This window comes from Hallerella succinigenes (assembly GCF_002797675.1).
Classification (GTDB): domain Bacteria; phylum Fibrobacterota; class Fibrobacteria; order Fibrobacterales; family Fibrobacteraceae; genus Hallerella; species Hallerella succinigenes.
In genome coordinates this window covers 2,419,768-2,437,223 of sequence record NZ_PGEX01000001.1, presented here as the reverse complement: position 1 = coordinate 2,437,223, position 17,456 = coordinate 2,419,768, and the positions used below count along the sequence as shown (strand labels likewise).

General features: G+C 49.6%; 15 protein-coding genes. 11 read left to right on the top strand and 4 right to left on the bottom strand.

Going from position 1 to position 17,456, the window contains the following annotated elements; translation table 11 throughout:
• The first annotated feature begins 2 nt into the window (after positions 1–2).
• From BGX16_RS11155 to BGX16_RS11135, 5 genes are all read left to right on the top strand, one after another.
• Complete coding sequence (locus BGX16_RS11155) at positions 3–2,051, top strand: sensor histidine kinase (protein ID WP_100426100.1); 2,049 nt, start codon at positions 3–5, stop codon at positions 2,049–2,051.
• Positions 2,052–2,054: 3 nt separating this feature from the next.
• On the top strand, positions 2,055–2,777 hold the full coding sequence (locus BGX16_RS11150) for a response regulator transcription factor (RefSeq protein ID WP_100426099.1): 723 nt from the start codon (positions 2,055–2,057) through the stop codon (positions 2,775–2,777).
• A 2-nt stretch (positions 2,778–2,779) separates the two neighbouring features.
• Positions 2,780–5,290: a PQQ-binding-like beta-propeller repeat protein gene (locus BGX16_RS11145; RefSeq protein WP_100426098.1), complete on the top strand. Its 2,511-nt coding sequence runs from the start codon at positions 2,780–2,782 to the stop codon at positions 5,288–5,290.
• A 147-nt stretch (positions 5,291–5,437) separates the two neighbouring features.
• The gene (locus BGX16_RS11140; protein WP_241899546.1) at positions 5,438–7,216 is read left to right on the top strand and encodes an ABC transporter substrate-binding protein; all 1,779 of its coding nucleotides are present in this window, start codon (positions 5,438–5,440) and stop codon (positions 7,214–7,216) included.
• Positions 7,217–7,301: 85 nt separating this feature from the next.
• On the top strand, positions 7,302–8,123 hold the full coding sequence (locus BGX16_RS11135; RefSeq protein WP_100426097.1) for a CDP-alcohol phosphatidyltransferase family protein: 822 nt from the start codon (positions 7,302–7,304) through the stop codon (positions 8,121–8,123).
• Between the two features lie 91 nt (positions 8,124–8,214).
• On the opposite strand, the gene mpaA is transcribed toward BGX16_RS11135, so the two are convergent.
• From mpaA to ruvC, 3 genes are read right to left on the bottom strand one after another with little or no spacing between them, the layout of a single operon-like run.
• Positions 8,215–8,922: a murein tripeptide amidase MpaA gene (gene mpaA / locus BGX16_RS11130; RefSeq protein ID WP_100426096.1), complete on the bottom strand. Its 708-nt coding sequence runs from the start codon at positions 8,920–8,922 to the stop codon at positions 8,215–8,217.
• A 6-nt stretch (positions 8,923–8,928) separates the two neighbouring features.
• Entirely contained in the window at positions 8,929–9,609 is a 681-nt protein-coding gene (locus tag BGX16_RS11125) for a M15 family metallopeptidase (protein ID WP_100426095.1), read from the bottom strand.
• Entirely contained in the window at positions 9,606–10,178 is a 573-nt protein-coding gene (ruvC, locus tag BGX16_RS11120; RefSeq protein ID WP_100426094.1) for a crossover junction endodeoxyribonuclease RuvC, read from the bottom strand. The genes BGX16_RS11125 and ruvC overlap by 4 nt, the downstream gene beginning before the upstream one ends.
• Before the next feature lie 66 nt (positions 10,179–10,244).
• Between ruvC and BGX16_RS11115 the strand changes: the two genes are divergently transcribed.
• From BGX16_RS11115 to BGX16_RS11095, 5 genes are read left to right on the top strand one after another with little or no spacing between them, the layout of a single operon-like run.
• Positions 10,245–12,140: a CHC2 zinc finger domain-containing protein gene (locus BGX16_RS11115; protein ID WP_100426093.1), complete on the top strand. Its 1,896-nt coding sequence runs from the start codon at positions 10,245–10,247 to the stop codon at positions 12,138–12,140.
• Positions 12,137–13,324, top strand: coding sequence for a glycosyltransferase (locus tag BGX16_RS11110; protein WP_100426092.1), 1,188 nt, complete (start codon positions 12,137–12,139; stop codon positions 13,322–13,324). Before BGX16_RS11115 ends, BGX16_RS11110 begins: the two co-directional genes overlap by 4 nt.
• 3 nt (positions 13,325–13,327) lie before the next feature.
• Entirely contained in the window at positions 13,328–13,630 is a 303-nt protein-coding gene (locus BGX16_RS11105; RefSeq protein ID WP_100426091.1) for a Dabb family protein, read from the top strand.
• 9 nt (positions 13,631–13,639) lie between these two features.
• On the top strand, positions 13,640–14,296 hold the full coding sequence (locus tag BGX16_RS11100; RefSeq protein WP_100426090.1) for an HAD family hydrolase: 657 nt from the start codon (positions 13,640–13,642) through the stop codon (positions 14,294–14,296).
• Positions 14,297–14,298: 2 nt separating this feature from the next.
• Positions 14,299–15,438: a family 8 glycosyl hydrolase gene (locus BGX16_RS11095; protein ID WP_100426089.1), complete on the top strand. Its 1,140-nt coding sequence runs from the start codon at positions 14,299–14,301 to the stop codon at positions 15,436–15,438.
• 12 nt (positions 15,439–15,450) lie between these two features.
• Here BGX16_RS11095 and BGX16_RS11090 read toward each other — a convergent pair whose 3' ends face one another.
• Positions 15,451–16,287 carry a hypothetical protein gene (locus BGX16_RS11090; RefSeq protein WP_100426088.1) on the bottom strand — a complete coding sequence of 279 codons (837 nt, stop codon included), beginning with the start codon at positions 16,285–16,287 and terminating at the stop codon, positions 15,451–15,453.
• A 45-nt stretch (positions 16,288–16,332) separates the two neighbouring features.
• On the opposite strand from BGX16_RS11090, the gene ychF reads away from it, so the two are divergent.
• Positions 16,333–17,436, top strand: a complete 1,104-nt coding sequence (gene ychF / locus BGX16_RS11085) for a redox-regulated ATPase YchF (RefSeq protein WP_100426847.1) — start codon at positions 16,333–16,335, stop codon at positions 17,434–17,436.
• Positions 17,437–17,456 lie beyond the last annotated feature (20 nt).

Sequence of the window (17,456 nt, the reverse complement as noted above, 5' to 3'; positions counted from 1 at the left end):
CCGTGAAACTTCCGAAGAACAATCGCATCTTTATTGCGCTTTTTTTCTGCGGAATTATCATTCCGACGGCTATCCTTGCTTTTCTCAGTTTCCGAAACGTTCAAAACGAGCGCCTTCTTGCAGAAAAAAGCTTTGAAAACGCCCAAGCCTCTTTTTCAAAGCAGGCAATTCAAGCCGTTCAAAAAGAACAGCTCGCCATTCTGAGCGAAACGAAAGCGGCGTCGATCTACCTTTACGAACAGCCTCAAAAACTCCTCGAATTCGACAAAGCGCCTTCCTTTAGACAAGTAAAAGGCATTGCTGCCACTTTCGTTTTTAACGAGAACGCTCTCGTCTTCCCGAGCATTTCCATTCACCGGGAACCGTCCAAGCTCGATCCGCCGACCACCATTCCAGGATCCCTCGAAAGAGACATGCTCCATTTCGAATTGACCGGAGCGAACGAGAAGGGAATCGAAGAAATCCGCAACAAGATTCTAATGCAGCCGGCCCGTTTTATGCCGCAAGACCAGATCTTGAATCTGCTCGGTCTATTGCGTCTGCATTACCGGCACAAGCACTATGACGAAGCGATTCGCATCATCGACGTCCTAGAACGAATTCCGAATGTCCACGGTTATCTTTCAAATAACTTAACCGAATCGTTGCGCTATCTCAAGTTTGAAATTTTCGTGGAGCAGAAAAAGCACGCCCTTGCCGAAGATTACTGCTTAAAGCTCTTCTCGGATTTTTTGGAAGGCCATTCGATGCAGGACATCGGCAGCGCCAAGTTCTTTTTTGACAACGCTCTAAGTCAGATTCTTTCCTTTGAAGATCTTTCCCAGCAAAAACGCGACGCCTTTTGGAACTTGCGTGAAAACCTGAACCGTCAGCTGGAACACGCCGAAGCCTTTGCGACGCACCAAGAATTTTTGCAGCGTTTTGCCAACGAAGAAATCCAAGCAAAAAGCGGAATCCATTACAAGAAAGACGGTTCGACCCTTTTCTTCCGCATGGCCTACCCTTGGCTTTCCGGCGATCAGGTCCTGATTGGAATGGTCGATGCGGAGCCTTACCAAAATCGTCTGCGCAATCAGCTTGCCGATGTTTCCCGCGAATGGAAGAACGTTCTTTTTTCCATTACAGACAGCCGCAATTCGGTGATTCTGAGCAATGCTCCGGGAAAGAATGCGGTGATTTCCAAACAGATGGACTTAGGCGAAGGACTCGGCTGGTCGATGACTTTATATCAACGTGATACGGAAGAACTATACAGCGAAGCGCGCCACAAGATGTTCTTGCTTTCCGGCCTTGTCGCATTCTCGCTTCTCACTGTTTTGCTCGGATCCTTCTTTATCTTAAAATCCATTTCGCAGGAACGCAAGCTCATTATGATGAAGACGAACTTCCTTTCGTCAGTGTCGCATGAGCTCAAAACACCGCTGACTTCGATCAAAATGTTCGCCGAAATGATTTCCAACGGCCGTGTTCAAAAGATTGAAAAATGTCAAGAATATTCCAAACTCATCGGTAAAGAATCGACCCGTTTAGAGAATCTGATTGCTGCGATTTTGGACTACACCCGCATGGAAACCGGAAAGCAGGTTTTCCATTGGGAAAAACTCGACCTGTCGCAATGTGTGAATCGCGTTTTTGAAGCGACCATGGATATTGCAGACAATCGCGGCATTACCATGATCAAGGAACTCGCACCGGGTTCTTACATCATGGGCGACAACACGGCCCTTTACAGTCTCGCTCAGGGTTTAATCGAAAATGCGATCAAGTACACGAATCCACCAGGAAAAGTGACCGTCCGAGTTGCCGAAGAAAATGAAAAAATCGTATTTTCGGTAACAGATACAGGCATTGGAATCAAACCTTCCGAGCAAAAGAATATCTTTAACGACTTCTACCGCGTCGGCGACGAAATGACGCGCAGCACCAAAGGTTCCGGCCTTGGACTTGCGATTGTCAAACGCGTGGCAGAAGCTCACAAAGCGAGTATTTCTGTGCAAAGTCATCCTGGCAAGGGTTCGACTTTTACGGTGAAACTCAAAAAGGCGGAATAGATCATGGAAAACAACAAGATTTTGATTGTCGAAGATGAAGAGATCATCCGGCTCGGGCTCAAGGACAACTTTGAGCTTGAAAACTATATCGTGGAAACCGCAGGTGACGGGGACGAAGCCATTGAAAAAGCGGACTCGTTCATTCCGGACCTCGTCATTCTCGACTTGATGATTCCAAAGAAGAGTGGCTTTGAAGTTTGCCGGTATATTCGCAAAAAGCACCCGGACACGTTCATCATCATGCTGACCGCAAAGACCGAAGAAACCTCCAAGGTAACAGGCCTTGAAATGGGTGCTGACGACTATGTAACAAAACCATTCTCCATTTTGGAACTCCTCGCCCGCGTCAAGGCATTCCTTCGTCGCGGTCCGCGTACAGGCGTATCTTCGAATGCGGCTTCGGCAGAACCTGTCAAGCAAGACATTGTGGACTTCAAGGGTATCCATCTCGACTTCAAAAAGTACGAAGCGAGCAAGAATGGCGTTGCGCTCGAAATGTCTGCCCGCGAATTCCAGATTCTCAAATATTTCTGGAGCAAGCGTGGCGAAGTCGTTCTGCGTGAAGACCTATTGCAGGAAATCTGGGGCTATACTCCGGAAAACATGCCGTCCACGCGCACGATTGACAATCACATTGTAAACCTGCGTAAAAAATTGGAAGACGACCAGGCGAATCCGAAGATAATTCTTTCGATCCGTGGCGCCGGTTACAAATTCGACGTGTAAAGATGAAACGGTTGCGGCTTTCCATTCTTTGTTTTTGCGTAGGCGCGCTTTCGACAGCGGCGTTCTGTTCGCGCATGGACAAAGAACTTTACGAAGCTGTATACCAGTTTGAAATCAAGGGGAACTTTACCGATGCCCTGGACCTTCTTTCTCGTGTTTCGCTCGAAGGCGATGAAGAAGACAAGAGCAAGGCGTTCTTTTTGCTCGGTAAGATTCAGGAAGTTTCCGAAAATCCGCAAACAGCCGCTTTCTATTACCGCCAGGCGCTTGCAAATCCGCTTAACATTCCTGAAGCCTACTTCCTTGCAAGCCGTATCGCAGAATTCGATTCGACCCCAGAACGGATCGTTTTAAGCCGCACCCGATTCCCCGCTCCGATTCGCAAAACCTTTCCCGGAAATTCTCCATCCATTCTTCTTGCCAACAATCAGATTTACACCCTGCACGGAGAAAAATTCATCTCCGTTCCCATGGTGATTCCTTCGGAATCCAAGATTTTCGCCATTACCAGCCAAGGCGTTTGGTACAGCACCGACCAAGGCAGTTCTTTGAACTTCCAGCCCAAGGATTCCAAGCAACCGATTCACACGTACCGCTTTGATTCGCCGGTTGAAGAAGTCATGCCGATTCCAAGTCTCGGAGCTATGGTGATGACGTCTAAAGACTTTGCTTTAGCTGGGAACGAAGGTATTCGCTTTACCATCGAAAACCGTTACCGTGGCTGTACCCCGGTCGGACATTACACGCCGCGGAACGAACTGGTTTTGAATTGCCAAGATAACGCCCTGCATTTGCTCAACGCCGAAAACGGGAACGAGCAGCAAACGATTTCGCTCATCGATCCGATTCGCCAGGCGATTTTGACCGATGACGGCATCTACGCTTCTTCTTCGAACGCCTTCTGGTTCTATCGGCCGCAGACAAAACTTTCTTACCGCTGGGAAAATTCCGGGAATCCGATCGAAGACGCAACCTTCTTTGGCAAACATCTCGCCGTTCTTGAAAGCGGCGGAAATATCAAGTTGCTCAATCCCGAAACGGGGCGAGAAACCGCCACCGCTTCGGTCGACGGCGAAGTCCTTTTTGAAATAGCGAAGGGCGCTCTCGGAATCTTTTCTCAAGAAGGCGCTTTGACCGTTGTCGATACACTGCTACGTCCTCTTTGGCATTACCACTTTGGATCGCCTTTGACCGCTAGGCCTCTCAAGAGCCAAGGTCAAATCTTTTTGCCATTTGAAAACAACGAGATGATGACGATTACCGCCCTGCACTACGGAAAAAAACCGATTCTTTCGCAGCAGTACGCATACCGTGCAGCCTCCAAGTTGCCTTCCGCCGACTGGAATTCCATTCTGCCCCTCGTAGATTCCGCTACCATTCTTGAACCGGGAAATCCTACGGCAAGCTACCTCCGAGCCGTTCACTTGGAGCTGACCGGAGCCGACGAAAAGAAACGCGCCGCCGCCTGGGCAAACGCAGTCCGCTTTTCCTTTGGCGATAAAAAAGCTTCATCAAGTATTCTTTCGCATTACGCAAAAATCATCGGTGCTTCTTATGTGCAATTTTTACCGCTCTCCCCGCGCACTCTTTACCCGAATCTGTTTAACGCCGGGAACAAGCTCTTTACCGTGGACCCAGCCGCCCAAACGCTCCTTTCTTTGGATCCGACAACTGGCGACATTCGCTGGAGCACAAAGCTCGGCTCTCTTGAAACCAGCCCCGCACTTTCAAACGATGCGGAGCATCTCGCAATCGCAAGCGGATTCCGCGTAGACATTTTGGACTTGACCCAAAACGGCAAGAGCCGTTCCACCGATCTTCCGGGCAAGCCATTCCAGATTGAATTTTCGAACGATGCCATTTTCGTTTCGACCTGGAACGGTTACTTCATTAAACTGCTCGCACCGAACTTCCGCATCGCTTGGGCGCGAAAGCTCTTTAATCTGCCGTTCTACTTTGACATATCCAAGACCTCGATCGCCGTGGCGAGCCTCGAAGGGTCCATTGGCTTTGTCCAAGAAGCGACCGGTCAAAGTGCACAACCGATGAAATCGATTGGAACGAACATTTCCGGGATGGAAGTTTCCGACAGCCTTCTCGCAGTCGCCACGGACCGTTCCGAAATTCACATTTACGATCAAACTTCTAGAAATCCCAAATACACGCTTCCGACAAGCGCTGGAATCGTTTCCCTCAAATGGGTTACCTTGGGAAAAACCAAGTATCTTCTCGCAGGTCTTGCGGATCAAAAGATTTGCCTTTACGCTCTGACTTCGCAGGATCCTCTTTGGACTTTTGACGGACAAAGTTCCATTTACACCAATCCGGTCGTCCGCGGAAACAGCCTGTTTATTGATCAAAAATCCTACATTGCGCAGGTATCGCTCTCCAAGGGGACTTTGGAAAAGCGTTATCCAACACCAGGGGGTGCCGGAACACCTTTCATTTTAGACAATACTCTTTTCTGCACTTCGCCCAAAAGACTCCTATATGCCTTCCCTTTGACGAAATAGAGAGAAATTCCCCGTTTTTTGTCTAAAACAAAAACTTATATTTACCTTTTTTTTACGCAAATAAACCTCCCCTTAGAAAAAAGATTCTGTAGATTTAAAAGGGTATATTCATTTCATTGAACAGCTATTCAAAAGGCGGATAGTTCTTTGCTCAGAAAATGTTTGCAGTTTGGTCGAGTCGCAAGCATCCTTCTCACAGGCATGTTTGTCTGTGCAGCGTTTACTGCGTGCGATGATAAAACGGAAGAGACTCAACCTTCCGTAGAAGAATCTCTCTATCCGAGAGCTCAGACCCTTTATATCGGCGGTTACGACTGGGCTCCTCCCTCGTCTTTCAACCCTCTCGACGGAGACCCGAACTTCCCCATCGACGGCAATATCCGCTTGATGTATGAATCGCTTTTCGCATACAACCTTTTAGACGGTACAACCGAGCCAATGCTTGCCAAGAGCTACGTACAAACGGATTCCTCGATTACCGTGGAACTCGATGAACGCGCCCACTGGAGCAATGGCGAAAAGGTTACCGTTGACGACGTTCTTTACACCTTCTACCTCGATTCGATTTTCCCGACTCCGCGTCATGCCGTTTGGCAGTATTTAGACAAAGTTTCTGCGAACGGGAACCAGATTGAATTTTTGATGAACAAGTCGGAAAAGAATCCGCTCGTTCTTCTGAACCTGCTTTCGGAAACCTCCATTCTCCCGAAGAGCGTTTTCAAGCCAATTGTCGAAGCTTCCAAAAAAGGCGGTCGTTACAACTATGCAAATGTGCTGACCTTTAAGAACGATTCCACGCCGGTCGTTTCCGGTCCGTACAATCTGGATTCCTACTATCCGGACAAGATTGTTTTAAAACGCGTCGAAAATTACTGGGGCAACGTGAAACACGGCGGCAAGGCTCCGGCTCCGCTCTATGTGATTCACACGCTTTACCCGGGCAACAACCACTTCAACAATGCGATGAATAAGGGAAACCTCGACGTTTCCTCGATTTTCATGCCTCGCATTTGGGAAAAGAAGCGTGACGATATCCGCTCCTGGAGTCTCAAAGAACCGTACCATTATCCGGGATCAATCCCGACGCTCTTCATCGCGACGACCACGACCCCGTTCAACGACGTCGCCTTCCGCAGAGCCTTGGCCCATGCCATCAACTTTGAAAAAATCAAGGCCGTTGCCGTCTCCAACTACACGGATCCCGTACGTCCGGGCTTCATCCTTCCGTTCGGTCAGGAGTCCAAATACTTTAACGAAGAGGATGCCGAAAAGTATGGGTATTCCTACGACATCGAAAAGGCAAAAAAGATTCTGAACGATGCAGGCTATTCTTGGGATAACAACGGTCTTCTTTTGAACAAGGAAGGCTTGCCGGTTCGCCCGCTGAGCATCGAATGCCCGAACGGCTGGACCGACTGGGAAGACGTCATCAAGGTGGTCGCAGAATCCTTTAAGCAAATCGGCATTTCCACGAACCAGCGTTTTGTCGAATACGCAGAATGGGATAAGGATTTGCGCTACGGCAAGTTCGATCTCGCCATGAAAACGCAGACTGCAGACCTTTCCGCCGCCACGCCGTGGACCCGTTTTGACCAGGTGATGAACAGCAAGAGCACAAAGCCTGTGGGCGAAGAAGCCTTCGCAAACCTCGGACGCTTTAGCGATCCTAAGGCGGATAGCCTTCTTGAACTCATCCCGTCGCTCACCGATTCTACAGCACTCAAGAACGCATACAGAGCCTTGAACCGCATCTTCATGGAAAAGATCCCGGTTTTGCCGCTGATGTACCGTCCGACGCAGTATTATCAGTTCTCGACCAAGCATTGGACGAACTTCCCGACCGAAGAAAATCCGTATGCTCCGCCTCAGGGTTTGATCGTCGGAGCGGGAATCAAGGCGCTCTGGGAAATCAAACCGGTTCAGTAATCTGAACGGATAACATTTCCGTAAAAAGCCCGTTCTTGAATGGGCTTTTTTTATTAGATTGTTACCACGATTTGGAGATCTTACGATGAAAAGAGCTCGTTTTATTTTGCCGAATGCCTTTACCAGCTTGAACTTTTTGCTGGGAGCATTTTCGATCTGCTGGTCCGCCGGAATGTTCACCGGTTATTCGACTCTCGACCCATTCCGCATGGGCGCCTACTTTGTCCTTCTTTCCGTGCTCTGTGACAAGCTGGATGGTTTTGCTGCCCGTTTAGTGGACGCCAGTTCTGATTTCGGAGCTCAATTCGACAGTCTTGGAGATCTCGTCGGTTTCGGTCTTGCCCCTGCATTCTGCGTTTTCTTCAGTTATAAGGCAAATGCCACGGAATGGCTCGGCCAGAACTTGGTGCTCGTGGTAATCGTCTTTGCAATCTACGTGCTTTGCGCCGCTATGCGCCTTGCGAAATACAATGCGATGGACGGAGACACTTACCACCATCACTTCTCCGGTTTGCCGAGTACATTCGCCGGTGCGATCAACATGATCTTCCTCAGTTACATGACCTTGCACGGAATCTTCAATCCAGGAAACGAAAACTTTCTATTCCTCCCGATTCTCGTATTGCTCGTGACCGGTCTGATGATGGTTGCGCCGTGCTTCCTCCCGAAGCTCCAGCCACGCAAGAACAAATTTCTTGCAGCATTCCAAATTGTGATTGTGGTCATCACTTATCTGAGCGGATTCTTCTTCATCACTTCCAATGAGGTTTTGCAGAACATCATCCTCACCTACTTGATGATCCTCTGCGGCTGCTATGTCATGATCGGCTTTACTCTCGGATTCATTCAGCGTTCCAAGATTATCGCCGAAGCGGAAGCCGAAAAGATGCAGAAAGATGCGGCTTAAGGTTCTAAGGTTCCCCCAAAGCCAAATCAAAACTTCCAAATTTCAAAAAAAGCGTCACAATTGCGGCGCTTTTTTGATTTCATTTCAAAGATCAGCGGTAATTCTGCAAAAAGTCAGCGAGCTTTTCTGCGTGCCGGATTGCCAAGATTTCGGGCGCTTCTCGAGGAAGCTCTACCGTTACACATTCGAGGTTCTTTTCCGCGGCATAAGTGCCAAAGCTTCCCGGCGTCGGATATCCGACGCCTGACTGCCACGGTAGCGCAAAAACGTTTTCCATTTGCACGGCGAGTTCCGTGTGGAAATCAGAATCGACAAGTCCTAAGGGAGCATGCAACGACACGACTTTTTTTACGCCGAGCTTTTGAATCAAAGCGATCAGCGCCTGGGTTTCAGGTTCACTTCCCGCAGAGCTTCCCGTCGAAAGTTCCGTTTCACGAGGAGCTTCTAGCACAAGCCTCACAAGCGTCTTTTCCGCTTTCCAGTTCGACGTCGGAAAATTGCGGTTCAGGTCCACGCCGTTTGCGTTACAGCGCGTTCCTCGGAGCATGCCGTCGGGGTTTGCCGTTAAAATACAGGCGACGTAATCGGGTGCCGAAAAGAGCTTTCGCAAAGCACGGGAAAGCAAAAAAGTCGTCTCCGATTCTTCCCCGTGGATTGCGGCAAACACAAGCAGGCGCGCCTCTTTTTTTGCAGGCAAATAGCGAAGCGGAACTCCTTCAACAGAGTGTCCGTATTCGACGAGTTCAAACGGGAAAATTCCCTGTTCCGCTCCAGAACGAAATGCGAAATCCGTCGTCATACAAGTTTACTTTTCTACAAAATACGGATAAACGTAATCGTGCATCAATTCATCGAAATTGTCGAGAATCGCACTTTTGAGTTCCAGATCCGCTTTTTCGTAGACTTTGCGCAACGCCTTCGGATCAAAGAGTTTTTCAAGTTCGAATGCAGAAGGACGGTGCGAAATGTGCCAACGTTCAGGCTGGATTTTTCCACGCCCCGACACAAAGACCCGTTCAAAGCCGCAGGAATTCTGTGTTTCGATTTGCTCCGAAAGCCACTTGTGAAAAGGAGCGAACATTCCGTCGCATTCCTGTTCCGTCAGCTCTACTTCATAGCCTTCGGGAACGCTCTTGCCGTCAACGACATCGAGTTCCGTGCCAAAGTGGTGCCTAGAGCCTCCGGGGAGTGCCGACCACAAAAGAATCGACCGCATGAGCACTTCTTCATCTTTCGGGAGTTCCTTAAATGGCGCTCCGTTTGCATCGAGAAGTTTTAGCTTTCCCGTCGCCTTACGATTCCAAATGGAAAGTTGGCGGTCAAATGATCGGTAAGCGCTTTCAACGCGAAGTTCATAGCCTGCGGACTTGGCTTTTTCTGAAAGTTCAAGGAACGGGGCAAGTGCACCTTGCCGTACACGGTATTCCGTTCCGGGAATCAAAACAAGTCCATCTTCTTCAAGTCCAAAAGCGGCAAAGGTTGTCATTCCGGCAATTTCCCTCCCATCTTCAAAATCAGATCTTTCCACTGGTCCGCTTTCTTCTTGGACGTTTTGCGGGAAGGCGTTTTACGCATCAATTCATTCTGCGGAAAGAGGTGTGTACAGGCAATCGCCAAAGCGTCTGTCGCGTCAAGCTTTACATCGTCCGCTTGCTTCATGCCGAGCCTAGAGCGGACAAGCAGGGCGACTTTCTCTTTTGAGGCTCCGCCGTCACCTGTAACGGCTAGCTTGACCGAGCGCGGACTGTATTCAAAAAATTCCATGCCACGGCGACGACACATCACAAGGATTGCGCCTCGGATGTGACCGAGCACAAGCGAGCTGTGAACATTCTTTGCAGAAAAAACGCCTTCCATGCTCAGCGCCTGCGGTTTGTAATGATCCACGAGTTCTTCTAAGCCCGAAACGATTTTCACCAATCGGTCGGGAAAATCATCCCTTGCCTTCGCCGAAACAGTCCCATACTCCAATACGCGAATCGAATCGTCATCGCGCTTCTCTAAGAACGCATAGCCTGTAGTTCGGGAACCGGGGTCAACTCCTAAAATAATCATAACCAAAAACTAATAAAGAACCCCTTAGTTTCCAAATTTTCTATGTTAAAGAGAGAGGTGGTCACTATGCTCATCGAAGAAGACAAAATAGGTTTATCCCGCATCAAGACCCATCCAAAAAGATTGGGGATACCTTTAAGACGTTGGGGACGTAATCTCATTTCCCAATGTCCATTCCATGCTCCGGAAGAATCTTCGCTTTTCTTCTATGATTCGCTGGGATATTGGCGCTATCGTTGTCTGCAATGCGGCAACGACGGGGATCTGGTTGAATTTTTGATGCGTAGCCGCTTTAATGGGCTTGACGAAAAGACTGCACGGAAAGAAGCCCTGGATTTTTGGGGTGCATCCGAAGCGGATTTAAAGAGCGAAGAAGAAAACCTGCACGAAAAGGAAATCGGCGGGGCAAAGGCTCGCGTCCTTGAATGTTTTGTCCGCTACTGCCACTGGGCAGCGAGCAAAAGCGAAAGCACAGCCGAATTTTTAAAGGCTCGCGGTTGGGACCTTGCGCAGGCACAGATTTACGGTTTGGGCTATTACAGCGGTGATCCTGAACCGTTCTACAGCTACTGCCTGCTTTCGGGGCTAGAACGTCACGAAGTCAGCTTCTACCTGGACAATCTGGACATTTCCCATGAACCGCGTCTTACGATTCCGGCGCGCAATTCCAAGGGCATTGTCCATTCCGTTTACGGGCGCCTTTTGGACAACGCTGGTACGCCGAACTCCGGTGAAGAACCCTATATTTCTTACGCATCGGGACCTCTTGACATTCCATTCAACATTCAGCAGGATATTGACAATCCGATCGTGGTCGAAGGCTTTTTCGACGCCTTGACCGCAGACCTCGCTGGCATTCCGGGCGTTGTATCGACCATGTACCAGCCGTTTAGCCGCAGCCACCTTTACAAGTTAAAATCCTGCGGTGCAGAAGGCATTACGCTTGTCCTGCGCAAGGAAACAAACCGCCGCAATCAGGAACTTCACGTGCGCAAGTGCTTGGAACTTGCCGAATCGGAAGCTCTCAAGTTCAAGTCCATTATTTTGCCTGCCGGCGAAACGGTCGACACGATCGTGCGTGCCGAAGGCGGCGACTTCCTTTTGAACATGATCCGCAATACGGAAGAAGATACGATGCGCACGCACCGCAAGTCCGTGCTGTTGCAGGACATCCGTGAAAATTTCAACACGGCGATGAGCCGTGACGCCGATTCCGACGTCGGATTCCAGCTTTCGAACTTCCCCGCTTTGACTCATGCCCTCGACGGCATTCAGCCGGGCTACTACTTCCTTTCTTCGGATCCTTTTGGCTTTAAGAGCTATGCGCTTTCTTCTTTTGCACTGGACCTTGTCGAAGGAAATCCCGATGCAAAGGTAATCTACGTAGCGCTCGACAGTCCGCGTCGCCAAGCCTTTGACCGGCTGGTCGCCATGATCGCTGGCGTTTCGGAAGCCGACGTGAGAAAGCAGAACAAGGACGACTCCATCAACGAAAAGATTCACGCGGCAACGCAGGAACTCATCGGTTTTGTGAAGTCGGATCGTTTGGAAATTTGGGAAGACACGGACACCTTCAAGTTCAACCTTCTGCTAAAGGAACTCCAGACCGAGCTTTCCGAAAAGCAAAAGCTGATTTTGATCATCGACGGCATGGACCACTTGAGAATTTCGGATCGCGGAGACATTCCGGATTTGAACGAACGCAGGTCTTCCGCCGCCATCGACCTTTACAAGGAACTTGATATCCCGGTATTCATCAGCGGATCGGTAACGAAAGACGGCGACAAGCTGATCGGTCCTCGTCCGTACCTGCGCGATGCCGACGCAACGTTCTGGATTGAACGCAAGGAAGATGGAGCCCTTTGGCTTACCGTGAACCTTAAAAATTCCGGTTCGACTTTGTACGAAGCAAATCTTTTATTCTCGGACAAGTCTTACCGCATGAAAGAAAAGGAACCATGAGCCAACTCGTTATTGTCGATTACAACAACTTTTGGAGCCCTTCCGGAGGCGGTGTCCGCCGCTACCATCTGGAAAGGATGAAGTATTACAAAAACCATCCCGACGCTTTGCTCGTCTTTGTGCAGAACGACGGGAAGACCTATACCGAAAAGGTTTCGGACTCGCTGATTATTGAACATACCAAGGCGTTCCGCTTTCCCGGAAACTGGGAATACCGTTTTCTGTGGAGGCAAATCGATTTGAAGCCGGCAATCGCCAAGTACAAGCCCGATATTATTGAAGTCGGTTCTCCGTACATTTTGCCAAAAGCCATCGAAAAGGCTTGTGAGGGTTGTCCGAAAAAGCCGATCCTCACCGCATTCTGGCATGCCGATTTTCCGGTGACGTATGTGCGCCGCTTTTTTGAGAAATGGGGATTTCCCCGCTTTGCAAAGAAGGCTGAGTCCCTTGCTTTTGCCTATGCCCGTTCGAGTTTCAAAAAATATGCGAAGATCGAAGCGAGTTCTCACGAAGTGATGGACCGTATCCAAGCAAACGGTTTTAAGCCGGAACAGCTCGAATGGATTCCGCTCGGTGTGGACCTTGAAACCTTCCATCCCGAAGCCCGGGACGAAACCCTCGTGCAAGAACTGAAGGACGGCGATCCAAACCGCTTGACGATTTTCTTCCCGCACCGTTTTTGCGACGAAAAAGGTCTGCGTCTTTTCCTCGAAGCGTACCCGATTCTTTGCAAGGAACTCGAAAGTGAACCGGCCGTTCTTTTCGCAGGCACAGGCCCAGACCTTCCGCTCGTCGAAGAAGCAGCTAAAAAGTACAAGCATATTCGATACGAAGGCTTTATCAAAAGTACCGCTGAAATGGCTCGCCATTATGCGAGCGTCGACATGGGACTTGCGCTTTCGGGATGGGAAACCTTTGGACTTTCCATCTTAGAAAGTCTCGCTTGCGGCGATGCGCTTGTCGCCGCATCGACCGGCGCCGCTCTTGAACATCTGCGCGAATCGGGCGCCGGAGTGCTTCTGGAAGAACGCACTCCGCAAGCTCTGGCACAGGCCATTGTGAAAATTTCTAAAATGGATATGGCGCAGTTGAAGCAGAAATCTGTAGAATATGCGAAAAAATTCAGTTGGCAAAGTTGCTTTGAGCGGCAATTCGCCATGTATCAAAAACTCGTACAAAGGTAAACTATGATCAAGCATATCGTTCTCTGGAAGTTGAAGGCAGAAGCTGAAGGTGCAACCGCAGCCGAAAACGGCAAGAAGATTGTGGAAAAGTTCAAGGCACTCGAAGGCAAGGTTCCGGGTCTCGTTTCGATCGAATCCGGTGTGGACTTTAACCGAAGCGCTGCCGCTTGGGACGTCGGTCTCTTGACTTCTTTCAACACCAAGGCCGACCTCGACTTCTACCAGGACTTCCCGGCTCACGTTGAAATCAAGCACTTCATGGCAAAGGTCGCTTCTGACCGTTGCGTCATTGATTACGAGGTCTAATACTTCGCAATGGAAATCGCCGGTGTTCTTTTCGATCTTTACGGAACCCTCTACACCTATGGCAACATGTCCAAGGCGTTTGGGCTTTGGCACGAGGATGTAACTCGCGCGTTAAAAGAGCTCGGCATTTCCGCATCCGTTTCGCAGGTTTCAAAACAGTGCAAGCACTTTTTTACGGAACCTGTACCTGACACGGACCAGTACACCCAATACGAACTCCGTCTCAAAAGACTTGCCGAGTTTTTCGGTGCAACCCCCGATTACAACTGGATCAAGCACACCGCCGCCATTTCAATGAACCGTTGGCAAAGACTCGTGCCCATCCATCCGCAAACAATCCCGCTCCTGAAAAAGCTCAAGAAACAGGGGCTTAAAATCGGTGTCATTTCCAATTTTCAGCACGCTCCACATGTGCGCAAAGTTTTGCGCAAGCACGGTCTCTTAAAAATCCTCGACGCCGTCATCATCTCGGGTGAAGTCCATGTTCGCAAGCCCGATCCCGAGATTTTCAAAATTGCACTCGAACGTTTAGGAACAAAAGCTGAAGAAACGCTTTTTGTGGGGGACGATCCGGAACGCGACATTCGTGGAGCAACCTCCGTCGACATGCAGACTTACCTGTTCCAAAACGGTTCCTCTCTTTTTGACATCTTTAAAAACGGCTAAAAATGAACAGTCCTTTTAAGCTCATCGGAAAAACAGATCCGTGCGTTCGCACTCAAATTGAAAAAGCTTACCATCAACTTTTTTCCGGCGACAAGGAAAAAGAGCGTATTTGCTTTAACTATCAGACTCTCAAGTACATTGTCGACATCGGACACTCCGACGTGCGTAGCGAAGGCATGAGCTATGGCATGTACATTTCGGCGAGACTTGGACGCAAAGACGACTTTGATGCTCTTTGGCGATTTACCAAAAAATATTTGAGAAATCATTCTGGCGATTACGCGCCCTATTTCGCATGGCAAGTCGGCATTCCTGACAACACCCATGCGGATTTTTACAAAATAGATAGCGGAGCCGCTCCCGATGGCGAAGAATACATTGCCGCTGCCCTTTTGATTGCGGCAAAAAAATTCAACGAGCCCGAATACAAAGAAGAAGCGCTCGCACTTTTAAAGCAGATGCTTTACAAGAATACGCAGGGCAAAGTCCGTTCCATGTTCGACAAGGAACGCGCCCTGGTGAGATTTTCCCCTATGGAAGGGAACGACTTCACCGATCCGAGCTATCACACGCTCGCCTTTTACCGACTTTATGCGAAAGCGACCGGCGATGTTTTTTGGGAACGCGTTTACAAGAATAGTCTCGCTTATTTGAAAAAAGCGGTTCACCCAGAGACAGGTCTTGCTGCCGACTATTCCGAATTCGATGGAACGCCCAAATTCACCGATTTCAACCCGATGAGCGGATACTTTAGCGGTGACGCTTGGCGCGTTGCCTTAAACCTTGCCCTGGATTACAACTGGAAAATTCCAGGCATTTGCGAAGACATTCGTGAAGACGCCAAAAACTTTGAGCGCACCGCCATCCGCCGACTGTTGAACTTCTTTACCTCGCATCAGCCCTACCTTGCCGACTACGCCGTAGACGGTTCGGATTTTCCAAAAGAAGCCCGTACACAGACGACCGGTCTGATTGCGATGAATGCCGCGGCGACAAGCGCTCTGGATCTTTCCAAAGCAGACGATATTGCGCTAGCAAGGCCCTTCCTTTCGACCCTTTGGAACACCCCGGTTCCCATGGGAACGTGGCGGTATTATGATGGGCTTCTGTACCTTTTAGGGTATCTCGCTTTAGTCGATTAAGCTTTCCCAATTTTAATGATTTTCAATCGTGGACGGGTCGCGATTTAAGGCACTGTCCAAGCGGTCGGCGAACGGTTTTGCCCAACCGCGTTCCGGCGCAATTCGGCTTGTCGTTTTTGCCGTAAAGCGGTTATAGCTCAAAATCAAAAGTTTTCCCTGGCGAGCGTCCCAGAGCGTCCACAAGGACTTCCATGTAAAGCCTCCGCTGCGTCCCAAGTCCGGAAGAATCTGAACCTGTGCCGTCACAGGAATCGACAGGTAACGGACATTGTATTTTTTGCCGATTTGAGAAAGCGCATTTTGCAGCTTTGCAGGAACGGCTCTGTCGAATGCGGAATAGGCAATCGAAAAATCCGAGCGGGATTCCCAAGGCGCAAGCGAATTCAAAGGTTCCCCATCTGCAAAGGAAAGTTTCAGCAGGTTTTCCATTTCCGCTTTGATTTTTGCCGAATCCGATTCCGGAATGCGAAGCCCTTCAAGCATCTGCTCATGGACCATCTGCGGAAAGCGTTTCTCGAGCAAAGAATCTTCAAAATGCGCGAGGTCAAAATCTACCGCGTCTTCGCTAAAACTGTGGCAGATCTTTTCGTCTTCCGGACAGTCAGCGACCATTTTTTGCGTAGGGAAACTGCCAAGTATCGCCTTGGAATCCAGCATTTTCAAAAGTTTCGGGTTGATTTCTACAAAGCCCTTTTCGTCAAATATTTCCAGTTCGATTTCCCCCTGTTCGCCACATTCGGCACAGCCCGAATCTCCCATCGGATTTTCAGTTGTACGGTTTCCCGCACAACCTGCGAGAAAAAAGGTCAGGAACCAAGCGGAATATTTGAGAACTTTCGCAAACTTCATACTAAAAAAATGCTAAATTTGACCGCGATTAGCAAGGAGTTCATCATGAGTCTTAAATGCGGTATCGTCGGTCTTCCGAACGTCGGCAAAAGCACCATTTTCAACGCCATCACGAACGCTGGCGCAGAAGCGGCCAACTATCCGTTCTGCACCATTGAACCGAATGTAGGCATGGTGAGCGTCCCCGACAGCCGTCTCGACGAACTCGTCAAGGTTTACAATCCGAAGTCCATTGTGCCGGCTGTGACGGAATTCGTCGACATCGCTGGCCTTGTGAAAGGCGCGAGCAAGGGTGAAGGTCTCGGCAACCAGTTCCTGACCCACATCCGCGAATGCAATGCGATCATGGAAGTCGTCCGCTGCTTTGAAGATGACGATATCACGCACGTTCTCGGTTCCGTTGATCCGGTCCGCGACATCGACATCATCGAAACGGAACTCATCCTCAAAGATCTCGACTCCGTCGAAAAACGTTTGAATACCGAAGCCAAGGCCGCTCGCACGGGCAATGCCAAGGCAAAAGAAAACCTCGAAGCTTGCGAACTTTTGAAAAAAGGCCTTGAAGAAGGCCACAGCGCCCGCGAATACATCGGCAAGAACGGAGACGCTCTCGATGCGATCGTTCAGGACCTCGCCCTGCTCACCGCAAAGCCTCTCTTCTACTGCGCCAATATCCGCGAAGACGACCTCGAAAAGAAGGGCAACGCCTATGTGGACCAGTTGAAGGAATTCGCCGCCAAGCAAGGAACTTCCGTTGTCGTCATCAGCGGCAAAATCGAAGAAGAACTTTCCACGATGGAACCGGAAGACAAGGCTGAACTTTTGAAGGACTACGGCATGGAAGAATCCGGTCTCGACTCTGTCGTCCGCGAAGGCTACCGCATTCTCGGCCTGCAGACGTTCTTTACCGCAGGCGAAAAGGAATGCCGCGCTTGGACATTCGAAAAAGGTTCCAAGGCTCCGCGGTGTGCTGGCGTTATCCACTCCGACTTCGAAAAAGGCTTCATCCGTGCAGAAACTCTTGCCTTTGAAGACTTCCGCAAGTACGGTTCCTGGAATGCGGCGAAAGAAGCAGGCGTCGTCCGTACCGAAGGTAAGGAATACGTGGTGAAGGATGGCGACATCATGTACTACCTCTTCAACGTGTAACTTTTTTACCCAGTTGGGTT